Consider the following 16,783-nt stretch of genomic DNA (forward strand, 5'->3'; position numbering starts at 1 on the left):
TGATAACGAGGCTGTGCGCGACAGGCCCGCGTTGTAACACGCCCACGCAGCGCAGCCCATAGACAAGAGAGCCTTGCATGCATGCCATCATCGGAGCCGGCCCCATGGGGCTGGCCGCTGCCCGTCAGTTACAGCGCCATGGTATCCCCTTCGTCGGCTTCGAGCTGCATGCCGATGTCGGCGGCCTGTGGGACATCGCCAACCCGCACAGCACCCTGTACGAATCGGCGCACCTGATCTCGTCCAAAAGCATGACCCAGTTCGACGAGTTCCCCATGGCGGACAGCGTGCCGCCCTACCCGCACCATCGCCATATCGGCCAGTACTTCCGCGACTACGCCGAGCACTTCGGCCTACGCCAGCACTACCAGTTCGCCACCCGCGTGGTGCGCCTGGAGCGCCTCGATAAAGGTTGGCGTCTGCTCAGCGAGCACGACGGCCAGCAGCGCGAGTGGCAGTTCGACGGCGTACTGATCGCCAACGGCACCCTGCACCGGCCCAACCAGCCGGCGCTGCCGGGCCAGTTCGACGGCGAGCTGCTGCATGCCTCGACCTACAAGAACGCCGAGCTCTTCGCCGGCAAGCGCGTGCTGGTGATCGGCTGCGGCAATTCGGCCTGCGACATCGCGGTAGACGCCGTGCACCGCGCCAGGTCGGTCGACCTGGCGGTGCGCCGTGGCTACCACTTCCTGCCCAAGTTCATCCTCGGCAAGCCCACCGATACCTTCGGCGGCGCGGTCAAGCTGCCACGCCGGTTCAAGCAGCTGGTCGACGGCCTGCTGGTGCGCGCCCTGCTCGGCAAACCCTCGCAGTACGGCCTGCCCGACCCGGACTACCGCCTGTACGAGTCGCACCCGGTGATGAACTCGCTGGTGCTGCACCATATCGGCCATGGCGATATCCAGCCGCGTGGCGACATTAAAGCGGTAGACGGCAAGCACGTGACCTTTGCCAATGGCGAGCGCGCCGAGTACGACCTGATCCTGCAGGCCACGGGATACACACTCGATTACCCCTTCATCGACCGCGCCGAGCTGAACTGGCCGCCGCAAGCCGACGCCCCGCAGCTCTACCTCAACGTCTTCCACCCGCAGCACGACGACCTGTTCATGCTCGGCATGATCGAGGCCTCGGGCCTGGGCTGGCAGGGCCGCGCCGAACAGGCCGAGCTGGTGGCCCTGGCGATTCTCCAGCAGCAGCGCCGCAGCGCCTCGGCGGCGCGCCTGCGCCAGACCATCGCGCAGCGCGCCAGCCAGCGCCTGGACGGTGGCTACGCCTACCTCAAGTTGCCGCGCATGGCCTACTACGTGCACAAGAACAGCTACCGCGCGGCGATCAAGCGGCACATCGCCGAGCTGCGCCGCGACCTCGCCGCGCAGGTCGGCCCGGAGGCCGGCGCACCGCTGGCACGGGAGGTGTGAAATGGATGCCGTACAGATCCAGTTCGACCCGTCCAGCCTGCTGCTGATCAACCTGATCCTGGCGCTGATGATGTTCGGCGTGTCCCTCGACCTGCGCGCCGAGGACTTCCGCCGCATCGTCCGCGAACCCAGGGCACCGGTAATCGGCCTGCTCGCTCAGTTCCTCCTGCTGCCGGCGCTGACCTGCCTGGCCTGCTGGACGCTGGCCATCGACCCGCAACTGGCCCTGGGCATGCAGCTGGTGGCCGCCTGCCCGGGTGGCAGCTTCTCCAACATCATGACCTGGATGGCGCGCGGCAACGTCGCCGTGTCGGTGAGCATGACCGCCGTCTCCAGCCTCGCCGCCGGGGTACTGACACCACTCAACTTCGCGCTCTATTCCTGGCTCAACCCATACACCCGGCCCCTGCTCACCGATATCGCCCTCGACCCGCTCGGCCTGCTGCTGATGGTGCTGCTGGTGCTCGGCCTGCCGCTGGTGCTGGGCATGTTCATCGGCAGACGCTTCCCGCTGCTGACCCTCAAGGTGGAAAAGCCGCTGCGCATCTTCGCCCTGCTGGTGATGCTGGCCTTCGTCGGCCTGGCCTTCGGCCGCAACTGGCAGCAGTTCCTGCAGCACTTCCACCTGTTCTTCTGGCTGGTAGTGGCGCACAACGCCATGGCCCTGCTGATCGGCTACGGCAGCGCACGCCTGTCCGGGCTGCCCGTGGCCGACCGCCGCGCCATCACCCTGGAGGTCGGTATCCAGAACTCGGCGCTGGGCCTGGTGATCATCTTCACCTTCTTCCCCCAGGCCAGCGGCATGCTGCTGATCGCCGCGTTCTGGGGCTGCTGGCATCTGGTCTCCGGGCTGAGCCTGGCCTGGCTCTGGTCGCGTAGCGCGCCAGACGCCCTGCCCGCCGAGGAGGCCACGCCATGAGCGTGGTGCTGATCACCGGCGCCGCCAGCGGCCTCGGCTGGGCGCTGGCCCGGGCCTGCCACGCCCGCGGCGATGACCTGCTGCTCACCGATATCGATGCCGCCGGCCTGGCCGCGCGGGTCGCCGAACTGAGCAGCGCGCGGGTGCAGGCGCTGGCCGGCGACATCACCGACCCGGCCCTGCACGGCCAGCTGGTCGAGACCTGCCGCACGGCGTTCGGCCGCCTCGACCTGCTGATCAACAACGCCGGCATCACCCACCGCTCGCCGACCCTGCGCACCGACCCCGGCGTGTTCCGCAAGGTCATGGCGGTGGACTACCATGCACCGTTGGAGCTGACCCTGGCCGCCGCCGGCCTGCTGCGCGCGAGCCGTGGCCAGGTCGCCGCCATCGGCTCGATGGCCGGCTGGATGCCGGTGCTTGGCCGCGCCGGATACTGCGCGGCGAAGAGCGCGCTGGGCCAGGCCTTCGAGGTGCTGCGCGCTGAGCTCGCGCGCGACGGCATCGGCCTGCTGATGGTCTACCCGAGCTTCCTCGACACCCCGATCGACCGCAACGCCCTGGGCGCCGACGGCAAGCCGGCCGGCCACGCGCGCTCGACCATCGGCAGGATTCGCGGCGCCGACTGGATGGCCGGGGAAATCCTCAAGGCCCTGGAGCAGCGCCGCGAGCGCCTGTTCCCCGACCGCGGCAGCTGGCTGGCCAGCCTGCTCTGGCGCCTGGCGCCGGCGCTGTACTACCGGCAGATGAGCCGGCGTTTCGCCGGGGAGATGGGTTGATGGCCTTCGCTCCCTACGCCCTCGGCGCCTTCATCCTGCTGGCCTACACCCTGGAGGCCATCACCGGTTTCGGCAGCATCGTCATCGCCCTGTCACTCGGTGCCTTGCTGCTGCCCATCGACCAGCTGCTGCCGGTGCTGGTGCCACTGAACATCGGCATGACCGGCTACCTGGTCAGCCGCCACTGGCGCCTGATCGACCGCCGCCTGCTGCTCGGCACCATCCTGCCCGGCATGCTCGCCGGCACCCTGCTCGGCTACTGGCTGCTGCCGCACCTGGACACCCAGGCACTCAAGGCTGGCTTCGGCGCACTGATCCTGTGGTTCGCCGGGCGCGAACTGTGGCGCCTGCGCCATGCCCAGGCACTGCCGGTGCGTCCGGCCTGGCTGACGCGCCTGATCACCCTCGGCGCCGGCCTCAGCCACGGCCTGTTCGCCTCGGGCGGGCCGCTGCTGGTCTACGGCCTGGCCGGCACGGCGCTGGACAAGGCGCGCCTGCGCGCCACTCTGGTCAGCGTCTGGTTCAGCCTCAACAGCCTGCTCACCCTCGCCTTCCTGCTCGACGGCCGCCTGCTGCCAGCCCTGCCGCAGGTGGCGAGCTATGCGCCGCTGCTGCTGCTCGGCGTGTGGCTGGGCGAACGCCTGCACCGACGCTTCGACGAGCGCCACTTCCGCATCGCCATCTACTGCCTGCTGCTGCTCACCGGCACCCTGCTGCTGGCTCCCTGGAGACTCGCATGAGCTACGACATCATCATCAAGAACGGCCTGTACTTCGACGGCAGCGGCGCCCCCGGCGCGGTCCGCCATGTCGGCATCCGCGACGGCCGCATCGACGTGCTCAGCTTCAGCCCGCTGGACGAAAGCGGCTGCGCGCAGGTGATCGACGCCTCCGGCAAGTGGGTCACCCCGGGCTTTCTGGAAATCCACTCGCACTACGACGCCGAGGTGATCGCCGCGCCGGCGCTGAAGGAGTCGGTGCGCCACGGCGTCACCAGCGTGACCATCGGCTCCTGCTCGATCAGCATGGTGCTGGCCGAGCCGGAGGACTGCTCGGACCTGTTCACCCGCGTCGAGGCTGTGCCGCGCGAGTACGTGCTGCCGATCCTGCAGGAGAAGAAGAGCTGGCGCGACGCCGCCGGCTACCGTGCCTTCTACGAGCAGCTGCCGCTGGGGCCGAACGTCAATTCCTTCCTCGGCCACTCCGAGCTGCGCGTGGCGGTGATGGGCCTGGAGCGCGCCACCCAGAAGATCACGCCGAGCGAGGCCGAGCTGGCGCGCATGGAGCAATTGCTGGAGGAAGCGCTGGACGCCGGCTGCATCGGCCTGTCGGTGATGACCACGCGGCTGGACAAGATGGACGGCGACCGCGCCTGGTCCAGCCCGCTGCCCTCGACCTTCGCCAGCTGGAAGGAGTTCTCGCGCCTGTTCGCCATCCTCCGCCGCCGTGGCGCGGTGCTGCAGGGCGCGCCGAACGCGGTGACCAAGGTCAACGTGTTCGCCTTCCTCTGGCAGGCCCACGGCTGGTTCAGAAAGCCGCTCAAGTGCACCATGCTTACCGCGCTGGACCTCAAGTCGCAGCCGCTGCTGCACCGCTTCACCCGCCTCTCCGGCTGGCTGGCGAACAAAGTGCTGCGCGGCCACTTCCGCTGGCAGACCTTGCCGGCGCCCTTCACCCTGCGCCTGGAAGGGCTCAACGTGAACGCCTTCGAGGAGTTTGGCGCCGGCGAGATCCTGCGCAACATCAAGGACCCGGACGAACTCTACGCCAAGGTCAAGGAACCGGAGTTCCGCGCCCTGTTCAAGAAGCAGGTCAAGGCCATCCTCACCAAGGGCCTGTGGCACCGCGACTTCTCCGACTGCTGGGTGACCGAGTGCCCGGACGCCTCCCTGGTCGGCAAGAACTTCAAGCAACTGGGCGAGGCGCGTGGCCTGGACGCGGTGGACGCCTACTTCGAACTGGCCTGCCAGTACCGCGAGGCGCTGAAGTGGACCACCTGCTACGGCAACCAGCGCGAGCCGATCATGCGCCAGCTGCTGGCCAGCCCCTGGACCCACCCCGGCTTCGCCGACTCCGGCGCGCACCTGCGCTCCATCGCCCAGTACAACTTCCCGCTGCGCTTCCTCAAGTACGTGCGCGATGCGCAGCTGGCCGGCGCGCCCTTCATGGAACTGGGCCAGGCGGTGCGCCGCTGCAGCGGCGAGCTGGCCGACTTCATCGGCGTGGACGCCGGCTATATCCGCGTCGGCGACCGCGCCGACCTGGTGATCGTCAACCCCGAGGGCCTCACCGCCGAGCTGGACGCCATCGCCGAGGCGCCAATGGAAATGCTCGGCCTGGTGCGGGTGGTCAAGCGCAACGACGCGGCGGTCGAACTGACCCTGATCAACGGCCGCATCGCCTACCAGCGCGGCCAGGAATACCCGGACGACCTCGGCAAGTCGCAGCGCTACGGCCGCTTCCTGCCGGCCCGCGACGTGCTGCCGCGCTCGGCGCCCGCAGGCACGCTGCAGCCCGCCACCGCCTGATCTAGCCCGGATGCAATCCGGGAGCGGAGCGGCCTGCTTCCCGGATTGCATCCGGGCTACGACGCGTTGATCCGAGCCGAGGAGCCGTCAGCCAACCACGAACCATCCCCTCTCCCGTTCACGGGAGAGGGCTAGGGAGAGGGCCAAGCCCTCGTCATTCACCAGGTGCCGCCAAGAGCACCGCCTCCCGGAACGCTGCCCAGCGCACCGGTTCAGCACCCGCTCGCGGCCGCCCCGCCGGCAGCCGAGTATTCGCCGGCTGGCCGGTCGCAGCGGGTGCCCCTTCCTGTCGATTCAGCCCCTCTATCACGCTTATCGGCTGACCAGCCCCGCTGCGCGGAGTTAACATGCCGCCAGCCCGATGAATCGACCGTGAGTAATCCGATGTCCGCCTGGAGTCCCGAAAGCTGGAGAGGCAAGCCCATCCAGCAGCAGCCGCAATACCCCGATGCCGCCCACCTGGCCCGCGTGGAGCAGACCCTGGCCGGCTACCCGCCGCTGGTGTTCGCCGGCGAGGCCCGCGAACTGCGCCGCCAGTTCGCCGAAGTGACCCAGGGCCGCGCCTTCCTCCTGCAGGGCGGCGACTGTGCCGAGAGCTTCGCCGAGTTCAGCGCGGCGAAGATCCGCGACACCTTCAAGGTGCTGCTGCAGATGGCCATCGTCATGACCTTCGCCGCCGGCTGCCCGGTGGTCAAGGTCGGGCGCATGGCCGGCCAGTTCGCCAAGCCGCGTTCGGCCAACGACGAGAGCATCGGCGGCGTGACCCTGCCGGCCTACCGTGGCGATATCGTCAACGGCATCGAGTTCGACGCCGCCAGCCGCGTGCCGGACCCGGAGCGCCTGCTGCAGGCCTACCACCAGGCCACCGCCAGCCTCAACCTGCTGCGCGCCTTCGCCCAGGGCGGCTTTGCCGACGTGCACCAGGTGCACCAGTGGAACCTCGACTTTATCGCCAATTCAGCCTTGAGCGAGAAGTACCACCAGCTGGCCAACCGCATCGACGAGACCCTGGCCTTCATGCGCGCGGTCGGCATGGACAGCGCGCCGCAGCTGCGCGAAGTCAGCTTCTTCACCGCCCACGAGGCGCTGCTGCTGGGTTACGAGCAGGCCTTCGTGCGCCAGGACAGCCTCACCGGGCGCTGGTACGACTGCTCCGCACACATGCTGTGGATCGGCGACCGTACCCGCCAGCTGGACGGCGCCCACGTCGAGTTCATGCGCGGCATCGAGAACCCCATCGGGGTCAAGGTCGGCCCGAGCATGGACCCGGACGAACTGATCCGCCTGATCGACATCCTCAACCCGGACAACGACCCGGGCCGCCTCAACCTGATCGTGCGCATGGGCGCCGACAAGGTCGAGGCGCACTTCCCGCGCCTGCTGCGCAAGGTCAAGGAAGAAGGTCGCCAGGTGCTGTGGAGTTCCGACCCCATGCACGGCAACACCATCAAGGCCAGCAGCGGCTACAAGACCCGCGACTTCGCGCAGATCCTCTCGGAGGTCAAGCAGTTCTTCCAGGTGCACCGCGCCGAGGGCACCGTGGCCGGCGGCATCCATATCGAGATGACCGGGCAGAACGTCACCGAGTGCATCGGCGGCGCCCGCCCGGTCACCGAGGACGCCCTGTCCGACCGCTACCACACCCACTGCGACCCGCGCATGAACGCCGACCAGTCCCTGGAACTGGCCTTCCTGATCGCCGAGACGCTCAAGCAGGCCAGGGCCTGAGCCACGGCGCCGCCTAGCCGGCGCGGGCCTGGAACTTCTTGCGGTAGGCGGCCGGCAGCAGGCCAACGCGTTGCTGGAACAGGCGGCGGAACGAGTTGCTGTCCTCGTAGCCGACCGCGAAGGTGATGCTGTCGAGGCTCATGCGCGTGGTTTCCAGCAGCTGCTTGGCCTTCTCCAGGCGCAGCGTCTGCACATAGGCCAGCGGCGTGTAGCCGGTGGCCTCCTTGAAGCGCCGTTTGAAGTTGCGCACGCCAAAGCCGAAGCGGCCGGCCAGCTCGTCGATCAGCAGCGGCTGGCCGAAGTGCTCGTCCAGCCAGTTCTGCACCCGCAGGATGTCGGCATCACCGTGGCTCTTCGGCATCGACCACAGCACATAGGAAGACTGCTCGCTGCGCACGTTGTCGATCAGCAGGTAGCGGCTGCACAGCTGTGCCAGCTCCAGCGAGGCGAAGCGCCGCACCAGGTGCAGCAGCAGATCCACCGCCGCGCTGGCACCGCCGCTGCTGATCAGGCGGTTGTCCTCGCAGAGGATCTGCCGTTCGTCCAGCAACGCTTCCGGGTAACGCCGGCGAAATAGCTCGGCGAAGGCCCAGTGCGTGGTGGCGCGGGTGCCGCACAGCAGGCCGGCCTCGGCGAGCATGAAGGTGGCCGTGCACATGGCGGCCAGCACCGCGCCCTGGGCATGCTGGCGGCGCAGCCAGTCGCGGTAGCGATGGAAGCCGGGCAAGGCCTCGCGCAGGGTGAAGAGGAAACCGGGAATCAGCACCAGATCGGTACGCGCCACCTGATCGAGCGCCACCTCGGCCTGCAGCGCCTGGCCGCTCAGCGAAGGCACGGGCAGGCCGTCATGGGACGCCACCACCACCTCGAACAGGGGCTCGCCCCCTTCGCTGAACAGGTTGGCGGCGCGCAGCATCTCCAGGGCCATGGTGGCGCTGGCGGCGGAACAGTGGTCGGCGAGCAGAAGGGTCACGTGCATGGCGGCTTTTGCAGATTTCGCATGGATAAAGTCATTTATCCACCTACCTTAGCGCAAAGCCAGCCCCTAGAGTGCTCCGGTCATCCCGCCAACGGACGTACTCATGAATCTCTGGTTCCGCCTTCTCCTCATGCTCCTGCGCTGTCCCTGGCGCAAGCCGGTCCACGCCCTGTCCACCACCGTCGTGCGCATGCGCGCGTGGCCGCTGGACCTCGACTTCAACCGCCATGTCACCAACGGCCGCTACTTCACCCTGGCCGATGTCGGCCGCATGGACTACGTGCTGCGCAGCGGCGCCTTCCGCGTCGCCCTGCGCCACCGCGCGCTGCCCATCGTCGGCGACACCTGGGGCAAGTTCCGCCGCGAGCTGAAGCTGTTCGAGGCCTTCGAGATCCACACCCGCATGCTCGGCTGGGACGACAAGTGGAGCTTCGTCGAGCACCGCTTCGTCAGTGGCGGGCGCACGGTGGGGGTGATCGTCATCCGCGGCCTGTTCCGCTCTCCGAAAGGCACCGTGCCGCCCGGCGAATTCGCCCGTGCCCTGGGCCTGGACGAGCACTCGCCGGAGATGCCGGCCTGGCTGCGCGAGTGGTCGGCCAGCTGCGACGACATGAGCCTGCAGCTGCGCACCGAGGAAGGGCTGGCCGCCGCGCGATAGTCCGCGAGTCATGACGCGACCCGGGTCACACCCGGGACCGCCCCGCATCGCCGACAATGCGCGCCGGCCGGAGGCCGAATGCCTCAGGGCCACCAGCCCCAACCTTCAAGGACGATGACCATGAAACTGCACCTCCCCCTGTCCACCCTGGCCCTGGCCAGCCTGCTCGCCGGCTGCCAGAACATGAGCCCGGACGCGATGCTCAGCACCGGCCTGCAAGCCATGCAGGCCGCCACCCTGAGCGATGCCGAAGTGAAGAGCATGGCCGACGAGGCCTGCCTGCAGATGGACGCCGAGGCGCCCATCGCCCCGGCAGACAGCGAGTACAGCCGGCGCCTGGAGAGGATCGCCGCCAACCTCGGCGGCCAGGTGGGCGGCACCCCGGTCAACTACAAGGTCTACCTCACCGACGAAGTCAACGCCTGGGCCATGGCCAACGGCTGCGTGCGCGTGTACAGCGGCCTGATGGACCTGATGAGCGACAACGAGGTAGAAGGCGTGCTCGGCCACGAGATGGGCCACGTCGCCCTCGGCCACACCAAGAAGGCCATGCAGGCCGCCTACGCCACCTCGGTGGCCCGTGGCGCCGCGGCCTCCTCGGGCAACAGTGCGGTCTCGGCGCTGTCCGCCTCGCAACTGGGCGACCTCGGCGAGGCGCTGGTCAACGCCCAATTCTCCCAGGCCCAGGAAAGCGCCGCCGACGACTTCTCCTTCGACCTGCTGAAGCAGCGCGGCGTAGCGCTGGACGGTCTGGCCAGCGCCTTCGACAAGCTGGCCCAACTGGGCGGCGGCGACAGCAGCATGTTCGACTCCCACCCGGGCTCGGCCGACCGCGCCGCGCATATCCGCCAGCGCATCGCCGCCGAGCAATAAGCCCTCGCCCCGCTCGCGCAACGCGGGCGGGGCCTAGCCCTGCAACAGCGCTCGCAACAATCCCGCCACCGGCGAGCGGCAGTTCAGCACCACCTCGGCCAACCCCAGCCACTGCGCCAGCGCACGCAGCTGCGCGGCCAGGGCATGCAGTGCCTCCTCGCCCAGCATTACCTCCTCCAGGTGCACGGTATGCACCGCCAGGCGTCCCTGCGCCCGCTCGCTGCGCAGGTCGACGCGCGCCAGCAGGCGCTCGTGGTGCAGGAAAGGCAGCACGTAGTAGCCATACACCCGCTTGTGCGGCGGGGTGTAGATCTCCAGGCGGTAGCGGAAGCCGAACAGCCGTTCGGTGCGCTCGCGCTCCCAGATCAGCGAGTCGAAGGGCGACAGCAGCGCACTGGCCCCGATCCGCCGCGGAATGCTCGGTTCGCCGCGACAGTAGGCCGGCTGCTTCCAGCCCTGCACCGCCACCGGCAGCAGCTCGCCATCCTCCACCAGTTCGGCGAGGCGCAGCTTGGCGTCGGCCGCGTCCAGGCGGAAGTAGTCGCGCAGGTCGCGCTCACTGGCCACACCCAGGGCGTCGGCCGCGCGCAGCAGCAGCTGGCGCTGGGCCTCGGCCTCGTCGAGAGCGGGACGCTCGAGCAGCTCGGCGGGCAGCACCCGCTCTGGCAGGTCGTACAGGCGCTCGAAGCCGCGCCGGCCGGCCACGGTCACCAAGCCTGCGGCGAACAGCCACTCCAGCGCGTGCTTTTCCGCGCTCCAGTCCCACCAGGGACCGGCGCGCTCGCTGCGCGTGCTGAGGCTGCCGGCGCCCAGGGCGCCCTGCTCGCGCACCGCCTGCAGCACGCGCCGGATGAGGCCTTGCTGCTGGCGACCGAACTCGGCCAGCTGGCGGTAGATGCCCTGCCCGTCTGCCGCCCGGCGCATGCGCCAGCGCAGCAGCGGGTAGAGTTCCAGCGGCAGCAGCGAGGCCTCGTGGCCCCAGTACTCGAACAGGCTGCGGCGCTTCGGCGTGCCCCAGGCCAGCTCGTCCAGCAACGCGGGGTCGTAGTGGCCGAGGCGCGAGAAGGCCGGCAGGTAGTGCGAGCGCACCAGGGCGTTGACCGAGTCGATCTGCAGCACGGCAAGCCGCCCGACCTGCGCACGCAGCTGGCGCAGGCCGATGGCGCCACGTGGCGCGCGGGCGAAGCCCTGGGCGGCCAGGGTCAGGCGGCGGGCTTGGGCGAGGGACAATGACAGGCTCATGGCCGCCAAGCCTAGCAGGCGAGCGCTCAGTGCTGGGCGACCGGCTCATCCGGGGCGGCAAAGGCCTGGCGGAAGCTGAAGGCATGGGCCGTGGCGCCATGCTCGCGCAGATGCGCCAGGCGCGCGGCCGCCTCTTCCACGCTCGGCCGATGGCCGGCCGGTACCCACCAGAGCACCATGTGCGCCTGCTCGACCTTGGCGAACCATTCGCGGCGGCGCTTGAGCATCTCGGTGTGGGCGGACGTGTAGACGTAGTCGCTGAGCGATTGCACGTCACGCCAGAGCGACAGGTTGACCAGCACCTCGTCGCCGAAGGGGCGGATGGCGGTGGCGTCGCCGGCCTCGTCCTGCAGGCGCCAGACGTAGCCGGGCGAAGCCTCGGCCAGGGCATTGATGCGCGCCAGGTTGTTGACGAAATCGGCCATGCCGGGCGACTCCAGCGGCTCCTTCATGCTGGCGATATTGAGCTGGGCCAGGTGGTAGCGGGACATCGGAACTCCTTGTTCAGTCAATCTGCCGTACACCGGCGCGCCCGGAAAGCGGCGCCGGCGTGCGGTGCGGGGGCTTCAGCGCCTGAGCGGATCGTCCCAGAACGGCCGCTCGCTCTCCTGCAGGATATCGCCACGGCTCAGGCCGATGTCCTTGAGCGCCGCATCGTCGAGCATGGCCAGCTGCCGGCGCTGCCGGGCCAGTTCGTGCCAACGCTGCAAACGCAGCCGCAGGGCCTGCAGGCCGAGAGCCGGCCAGGCCCGTTCGAAGGATGCCGAGCGCACTAGCGCATAACCTTTCTGACCTTTCATCATCACGCCCTCCCTGTGGGGTTGGCGCCAGTTTCGGTTCGCGCTTAAGATCAATCCAACGAATGTTTCTTATGCAACGCATCTTGGAGATTGATGAATGGCCCACTACCCCAGCATCGATACCGAACTGCTGCGCAGCTTCGTCGCCATCGCCGACACCGGTGGCTTCACCCGCGCCGCCGAGGCGGTCAACCGCACCCAGTCGGCGGTGAGCATGCAGATGAAGCGCCTGGAGGATGACGTGGTGCAGCGCGCGCTGTTCGAGCGCGACGGCCGCCAGGTGCGCCTCACGCCCGAGGGCCAGGTGCTGCTGGGCTACGCGAGGCGCATCCTCAAGCTGCACGGCGAGGTGCTCAACACCCTGCGCGAGCCGCACATGGTCGGCGCCGTGCGCATCGGCACGCCGGATGACTACGTGATGCGCTTTTTGCCCGACATCCTCTCGCGCTTCGCCCAGGCTTACCCGCTGGTGCAGGTGGAGGTGCACTGCGAGACCTCCGGCCAACTGCTGCAACGCCAGGACCTGGACCTGACCATAGTCACCCGCGAGCCGGGCAAGGAGATCGGCCAGCTGCTGCGCCAGGAACGCTTCGTCTGGGCCGAGGCCCAGGGCTTCACGCCCCACGAGCAGAACCCCATGCCGCTGGCCATGTTCAATTCCGGCTGCTTCTGCCGCGCCTGGGCCTGCAACGCGCTGGACGCCATCGAGCGGCCCTACCGCATCGCCTACACCAGCCCCAGCCTGTCGGCGATCTTCGCCGTGGTCGGCGCCGGCCTGGCGGTCACCGCCCAGCTGCAGAGCCTGATCACCCCGGACATGCGCATCCTCGGCGAGGCCGAGGGGCTGCCCACCTTGCCGCTGACCAGCATCGTCCTGCTGCGCCACCCGCAGCGCCAGTCGCAGGTCATCGACACCCTGGCCGAACACATAGTCGAAGGCTTCCGGCTATAGCCCTACTCCAGCGCCAGCAGCACCGCGCAGAGCAGCAGGAAGGCGCAGAACAGCCCCTTGAGCAGGCGTTCCGGCAGCGCGTGGGCCAGCTTCACGCCCCAGCTGATGCTGAGCAGCCCACCCAGCGCCAGGGGGATGCCCATGGCCCAGTCGACATGCCCGTGCAGGGCATAGGTCAGCAAGGTCACTGCGGTACTGGGCAGCGCCAGGGCCAGCGACAGGCCTTGGGCCACCAGCTGGCTGGCGCCGAACAGGTTGGTCAGCACCGGCACCGCCAGCACCGCACCGCCCACGCCGAACAGCCCGCCCAGGGCGCCGGCCGCGCCGCCCAGCACGCCCAGCCAGGGCCAGGGCTGGCGCAACTCTCCGGTCACGGAACTGCTGCGCATAAACAGCCGCAGCAGGTTGTAGAGCGCCAGGGCGACCAGGAAGCCGACGAAGGCCTGGCGCATGCGCTCGGCCTGCAGTTCCACCGCATACAGCGAGGCCAGCCAGGCGCAGATGAAGCCGGAAGCGCTGAGCAGCAGCGCGTGCCTGAGCACGATGCGGTTGCGCTGGTGGTAGCGCCACAGCGCCAACAGCACGTTGGGCACCACCATCACCAGCGCCGTGCCCTGGGCCAGCTGCTGATCGAGGCCGAACAGCACGCCGAGGGCGGGGATCGCCACCAGACCGCCGCCGATGCCGAACAGCCCGCCAAGGGTGCCCATGGCCAGGCCGAGCAGCAGGTTCAACAGGATATCGACGGGATTCATGCGGGCCTCCGGGGCAATGGCGTGCATGCTATCCAGCGCAGCCTGGTAAGGAAACGCACAGCAGCGCACAATGGCTTTGCATTTTTCGCAAAGGCAGCCCAATGAACCCCGACGCCCTCACCCAGCAGCTCGGCCTCTACCTGGACGTGCTGGACGCCGGCAGCTTCTCCGCCGCCGCACGCCGCCAGCAGCTCACCCCGTCCGCCGTGGCCCGGCGCATGGACGGCCTGGAGCGGGCCATGGGCTGCACGCTGCTGGAGCGCAGCACCCACCTGGTGCGGGCAACGCCGGCCGGCCTGGCCTTCGCAGAACGGGCCCGGCGCGTCCTCGGCGAACTGCAGCAGGCGCGCGCCGAGGCGGTATCGCTGAGCAGCGCGCCCGAGGGGCTGATCCGCATCGACGCGCCGGCCCCCTTCGGCCGGCGCCACCTGGCCCCGGCCATCGCCGAATTCCTCACCCTCTACCCGGGCCTGGACGTGCAGCTGCGGCTGATCGACAGCTTCATCGACCTGCACGGCGAGCACCTGGGCGAAGTCGACCTGGTGCTGCGCATCGGCCCGCTGGCCGACACCCGCCTGGTCGCCACACCACTGGCGCCCCTGGTGCGGGTGCTGTGCGCCAGCCCGGACTACATCCAGCGCCGCGGCCTGCTGCGTGACGCCCGCGAGCTGCCGCAGCACGACGGCCTGGACTGGGACGCGCTGTCACCGCCGCAAGCCTGGCGTTTCGAAGTCGACGGGCGCGCGCAGCTGCTGCGCCCCGGGCGCCTGCGCATGACCGCCAACAACGCCGAGACCCTGCTGTTCGGCGCCGTGGCCGGGCTGGGCATCGCCCACCTGCCGACCTGGCTGATCAGCGACTACCTGCTGCGCGGCGAGCTACTGCCCCTGCTGTGCGAGAACGGCCTGCCGCCCGCCGAACCCAGCGGCATCTATGCCCTGCGCCTGGCCAGTGACGCCAGCACGCGCACGCGCCTGCTGCTGGATTTTCTCAGGCAGCGCTTCGCCCCCGTGCCGCCCTGGGACCTGGCCCTGCAGCGTGGCCTGCAGGCCGGCAACTAGGCCGGCACGGCCTGGCCGCGGGCAAACAGGGTGAAGTCCGCCGCCGACATGGGCCGGGCGAACAGATAGCCCTGCCCCTGGTCGCAGCCCAGATCGGCCAGGCGCTGGCGCGTGGCCTCGTCCTCGATGCCCTCGGCCGTGGTGTGCAGGCCGAGGCTGCGTGCCATCTGCACGATGGCGGTGACTATCGCCTGGTCCTGCGGGTTGGCGGTGAGCATGCGCACGAAGGACTGGTCGATCTTCAGCTTGTCCACGCGAAAGCGCTGCAGGTAAGACAGGTTGGAGTAGCCGGTACCGAAGTCATCGATGGACAGTTTCACCCCCAACGCCTTGAGGCGCTGCAGGCGTTCGATGAAGGCCGGCGAGTCCTGCAGCAGGATGGATTCGGTCAGTTCCAGCTCCAGGCAGCCCGGCGGCAGGCCGTAGCGATCCAGCGCCGCCGCCACCAGCTGCTCCAGGTTGCCGCGACGGAACTGCACCGCCGAAAGGTTCAGCGAGATCACGCAGCGCGGCAGGCCGGCGGCCTGCCAGAGCATGGCCTGGCGGCAGGCCTCATCGAGCACCCACTCGCCGATTTCGACGATCAGACCGGACTGCTCGGCGACCTGGATGAACAGATCGGGGCCGATCAGTCCCCGCCGCGGATGCTGCCAGCGCAGCAGCCCCTCGGCCGCCAGCAAGCCACCATCGTGCAGATCGACAATCGGCTGGTAGTGCAGGACGAACTCGGCGCGGCTCAGCGCCTGGTGCAGATCCTGCTCCAGGCCCAGGCGTTCACGGGTATCGGCGTTCATCTGCTCGTCGAAGAAGCAGTAGGTGTTACGCCCGGCGGCCTTGGCCTGGTACATGGCGGTGTCGGCATGCTTGAGCAGGGTGTCGAAGTCCTCGCCATCATCGGGGAACAGGGAGATACCGATGGAGCTGGAGCTGACGATCTGCATGCCCTTGAGGCTGAACGGGACGGCCAGGTGCTGCTGCAGGCGGGCGGCCAGCGCGGAGACCACCGCCAGCTCCTCGACATCGGCCAGCACCAGGAGGAACTCGTCGCCGCCCTGGCGGCTCACCGTGTCGATATCGCGCACGGCCTCGCGCAGGCGCCGCGCCACCTCCAGCAGCAGTTCGTCACCGGCGTCGTGGCCGAGGGAGTCGTTGATGGTCTTGAAGTTATCGAGGTCGAGGAACAGCAGCGCGACCCGCTTGCCGTCGCGCCGCGCATGGCCGATGGCCTGCTCCATGCGGTCGCGCACCAGCAGGCGATTGGGCAGGTTGGTCAGGGCATCGTGCTGGGCCAGGTGGGTGAAGTTGGCCTCGGAATCCTTCACCCGCAGGATTTCCTGGCGCAGGCGCAGCAGGGTGATACGCAGATCATTGGCCAGCAGCCATACCGCCACCGAGCCCAGCACCAGGAGGGCGCTGATATTGACCAGACGGCCTATGCCCAGGGGCTGCGGAGTGAAGGTCTGCAGGCCGCTCAGGGCGGCGAACGTGAGGCCGGCCACCGCCGCCAGGATGGCCAGCAGCAGGCCGATGAACAGACGCAGTGGCGCCACCATGCCGGCCACTATCAGCAGCACCGGGTAGCCCAGCAGCGCACCGCTGTACAGCCCCTGGCTGTGCCAGAGCGACAGCGTGATCACCGCCAGGTGCGTGAACAGCACCAGCACTATGGCCCTGTCCACCCGGCCGCGCCTGATCAGCACTATCCCGCTCAGCACGGCCAGCAGCGCCCCCAGCACCAGGCCGCTGTTCCACCATTGCCCGGCCACTAGGGTCTGCAGGCCGATGCACAGCAAGGCTGCGCACGATACCTGGGATATCTGCATCAGGCGGCGTGCCTGTAGCCTGCGCTCCAGTGTGTAGCCCTGGACATCCTGGTCTTGCGGAGCTTGCGCTGGGGTCATGAGGCTGCACTTTCCGATGGTCAGCTACGTGGAGTCTGGCACGCTAACGAAAACACGCCTGTCCCGACAAGGCTAAAGAGGCAGAGAGTCGCAGCCGCGCCACGGCACCGGCCCAGCGCGGCCGGACAGCCAATGACGAGAGTCTGTCCCCCTTGGCGCTTGCCAAGCTGCCCGATCCCTGAACAATA

General features: G+C 68.9%; 16 protein-coding genes. 10 read left to right on the forward strand and 6 right to left on the reverse strand.

Features of this window, described 5'->3' with window-relative positions; translation table 11 throughout:
• The first annotated feature begins 77 nt into the window (after positions 1-77).
• The 6 genes from DMO17_RS10310 to DMO17_RS10335 all read left to right on the forward strand — a co-directional run bounded on the left by DMO17_RS10310 (position 78) and on the right by DMO17_RS10335 (position 7,374).
• Positions 78-1,421 carry a flavin-containing monooxygenase gene (locus tag DMO17_RS10310; RefSeq protein WP_110682412.1) on the forward strand — a complete coding sequence of 448 codons (1,344 nt, stop codon included), beginning with the start codon at positions 78-80 and terminating at the stop codon, positions 1,419-1,421.
• A 1-nt stretch (position 1,422) separates the two neighbouring features.
• The gene (locus DMO17_RS10315) at positions 1,423-2,340 is read left to right on the forward strand and encodes a bile acid:sodium symporter family protein (protein WP_110682413.1); all 918 of its coding nucleotides are present in this window, start codon (positions 1,423-1,425) and stop codon (positions 2,338-2,340) included.
• Positions 2,337-3,119 carry an SDR family NAD(P)-dependent oxidoreductase gene (locus tag DMO17_RS10320; RefSeq protein ID WP_110682414.1) on the forward strand — a complete coding sequence of 261 codons (783 nt, stop codon included), beginning with the start codon at positions 2,337-2,339 and terminating at the stop codon, positions 3,117-3,119. Before DMO17_RS10315 ends, DMO17_RS10320 begins: the two co-directional genes overlap by 4 nt.
• The gene (locus DMO17_RS10325) at positions 3,119-3,859 is read left to right on the forward strand and encodes a sulfite exporter TauE/SafE family protein (RefSeq protein ID WP_021701623.1); all 741 of its coding nucleotides are present in this window, start codon (positions 3,119-3,121) and stop codon (positions 3,857-3,859) included. The genes DMO17_RS10320 and DMO17_RS10325 overlap by 1 nt, the downstream gene beginning before the upstream one ends.
• Positions 3,856-5,646, forward strand: a complete 1,791-nt coding sequence (locus DMO17_RS10330) for an N-acyl-D-amino-acid deacylase family protein (RefSeq protein WP_110682415.1) — start codon at positions 3,856-3,858, stop codon at positions 5,644-5,646. Before DMO17_RS10325 ends, DMO17_RS10330 begins: the two co-directional genes overlap by 4 nt.
• A gap of 384 nt (positions 5,647-6,030) precedes the next feature.
• Entirely contained in the window at positions 6,031-7,374 is a 1,344-nt protein-coding gene (locus DMO17_RS10335; protein WP_110682416.1) for a class II 3-deoxy-7-phosphoheptulonate synthase, read from the forward strand.
• 13 nt (positions 7,375-7,387) lie between these two features.
• Here DMO17_RS10335 and DMO17_RS10340 read toward each other — a convergent pair whose 3' ends face one another.
• Positions 7,388-8,353, reverse strand: a complete 966-nt coding sequence (locus DMO17_RS10340) for a GlxA family transcriptional regulator (protein WP_110682417.1) — start codon at positions 8,351-8,353, stop codon at positions 7,388-7,390.
• Positions 8,354-8,456: 103 nt separating this feature from the next.
• Between DMO17_RS10340 and DMO17_RS10345 the strand changes: the two genes are divergently transcribed.
• On the forward strand, positions 8,457-9,011 hold the full coding sequence (locus tag DMO17_RS10345; RefSeq protein ID WP_110682418.1) for a thioesterase family protein: 555 nt from the start codon (positions 8,457-8,459) through the stop codon (positions 9,009-9,011).
• A gap of 120 nt (positions 9,012-9,131) precedes the next feature.
• Positions 9,132-9,884 carry a metalloprotease LoiP gene (loiP, locus tag DMO17_RS10350; RefSeq protein WP_110682419.1) on the forward strand — a complete coding sequence of 251 codons (753 nt, stop codon included), beginning with the start codon at positions 9,132-9,134 and terminating at the stop codon, positions 9,882-9,884.
• Between the two features lie 33 nt (positions 9,885-9,917).
• Here the strand turns inward: loiP and DMO17_RS10355 are convergent, their stop codons facing one another.
• The 3 genes from DMO17_RS10355 to DMO17_RS10365 form a co-directional block, all read right to left on the reverse strand.
• Positions 9,918-11,126: a winged helix-turn-helix domain-containing protein gene (locus tag DMO17_RS10355; RefSeq protein WP_110682420.1), complete on the reverse strand. Its 1,209-nt coding sequence runs from the start codon at positions 11,124-11,126 to the stop codon at positions 9,918-9,920.
• A gap of 26 nt (positions 11,127-11,152) precedes the next feature.
• Positions 11,153-11,617 carry a DUF3291 domain-containing protein gene (locus tag DMO17_RS10360; protein WP_110682421.1) on the reverse strand — a complete coding sequence of 155 codons (465 nt, stop codon included), beginning with the start codon at positions 11,615-11,617 and terminating at the stop codon, positions 11,153-11,155.
• Positions 11,618-11,692: 75 nt separating this feature from the next.
• Entirely contained in the window at positions 11,693-11,929 is a 237-nt protein-coding gene (locus DMO17_RS10365) for a DUF1127 domain-containing protein (RefSeq protein WP_373388473.1), read from the reverse strand.
• A gap of 94 nt (positions 11,930-12,023) precedes the next feature.
• Here DMO17_RS10365 and DMO17_RS10370 point away from each other — a divergent pair, with 94 nt between their 5' ends.
• Positions 12,024-12,878 carry a LysR family transcriptional regulator gene (locus DMO17_RS10370; protein ID WP_110682422.1) on the forward strand — a complete coding sequence of 285 codons (855 nt, stop codon included), beginning with the start codon at positions 12,024-12,026 and terminating at the stop codon, positions 12,876-12,878.
• 2 nt (positions 12,879-12,880) lie between these two features.
• Here the strand turns inward: DMO17_RS10370 and DMO17_RS10375 are convergent, their stop codons facing one another.
• The gene (locus DMO17_RS10375; protein WP_110682423.1) at positions 12,881-13,633 is read right to left on the reverse strand and encodes a sulfite exporter TauE/SafE family protein; all 753 of its coding nucleotides are present in this window, start codon (positions 13,631-13,633) and stop codon (positions 12,881-12,883) included.
• A 101-nt stretch (positions 13,634-13,734) separates the two neighbouring features.
• Between DMO17_RS10375 and DMO17_RS10380 the strand changes: the two genes are divergently transcribed.
• Entirely contained in the window at positions 13,735-14,694 is a 960-nt protein-coding gene (locus tag DMO17_RS10380) for a LysR family transcriptional regulator (RefSeq protein ID WP_110682424.1), read from the forward strand.
• On the opposite strand, the gene DMO17_RS10385 is transcribed toward DMO17_RS10380, so the two are convergent.
• Complete coding sequence (locus tag DMO17_RS10385) at positions 14,691-16,595, reverse strand: putative bifunctional diguanylate cyclase/phosphodiesterase (protein ID WP_110682425.1); 1,905 nt, start codon at positions 16,593-16,595, stop codon at positions 14,691-14,693. The two genes, DMO17_RS10380 and DMO17_RS10385, sit on opposite strands and share 4 nt — an antisense overlap.
• Positions 16,596-16,783: the final 188 nt, after the last annotated feature.

It is taken from the genome of Aquipseudomonas alcaligenes, from assembly GCF_003205495.1.
Classification (GTDB): Bacteria; Pseudomonadota; Gammaproteobacteria; order Pseudomonadales; family Pseudomonadaceae; genus Aquipseudomonas; species Aquipseudomonas alcaligenes_B.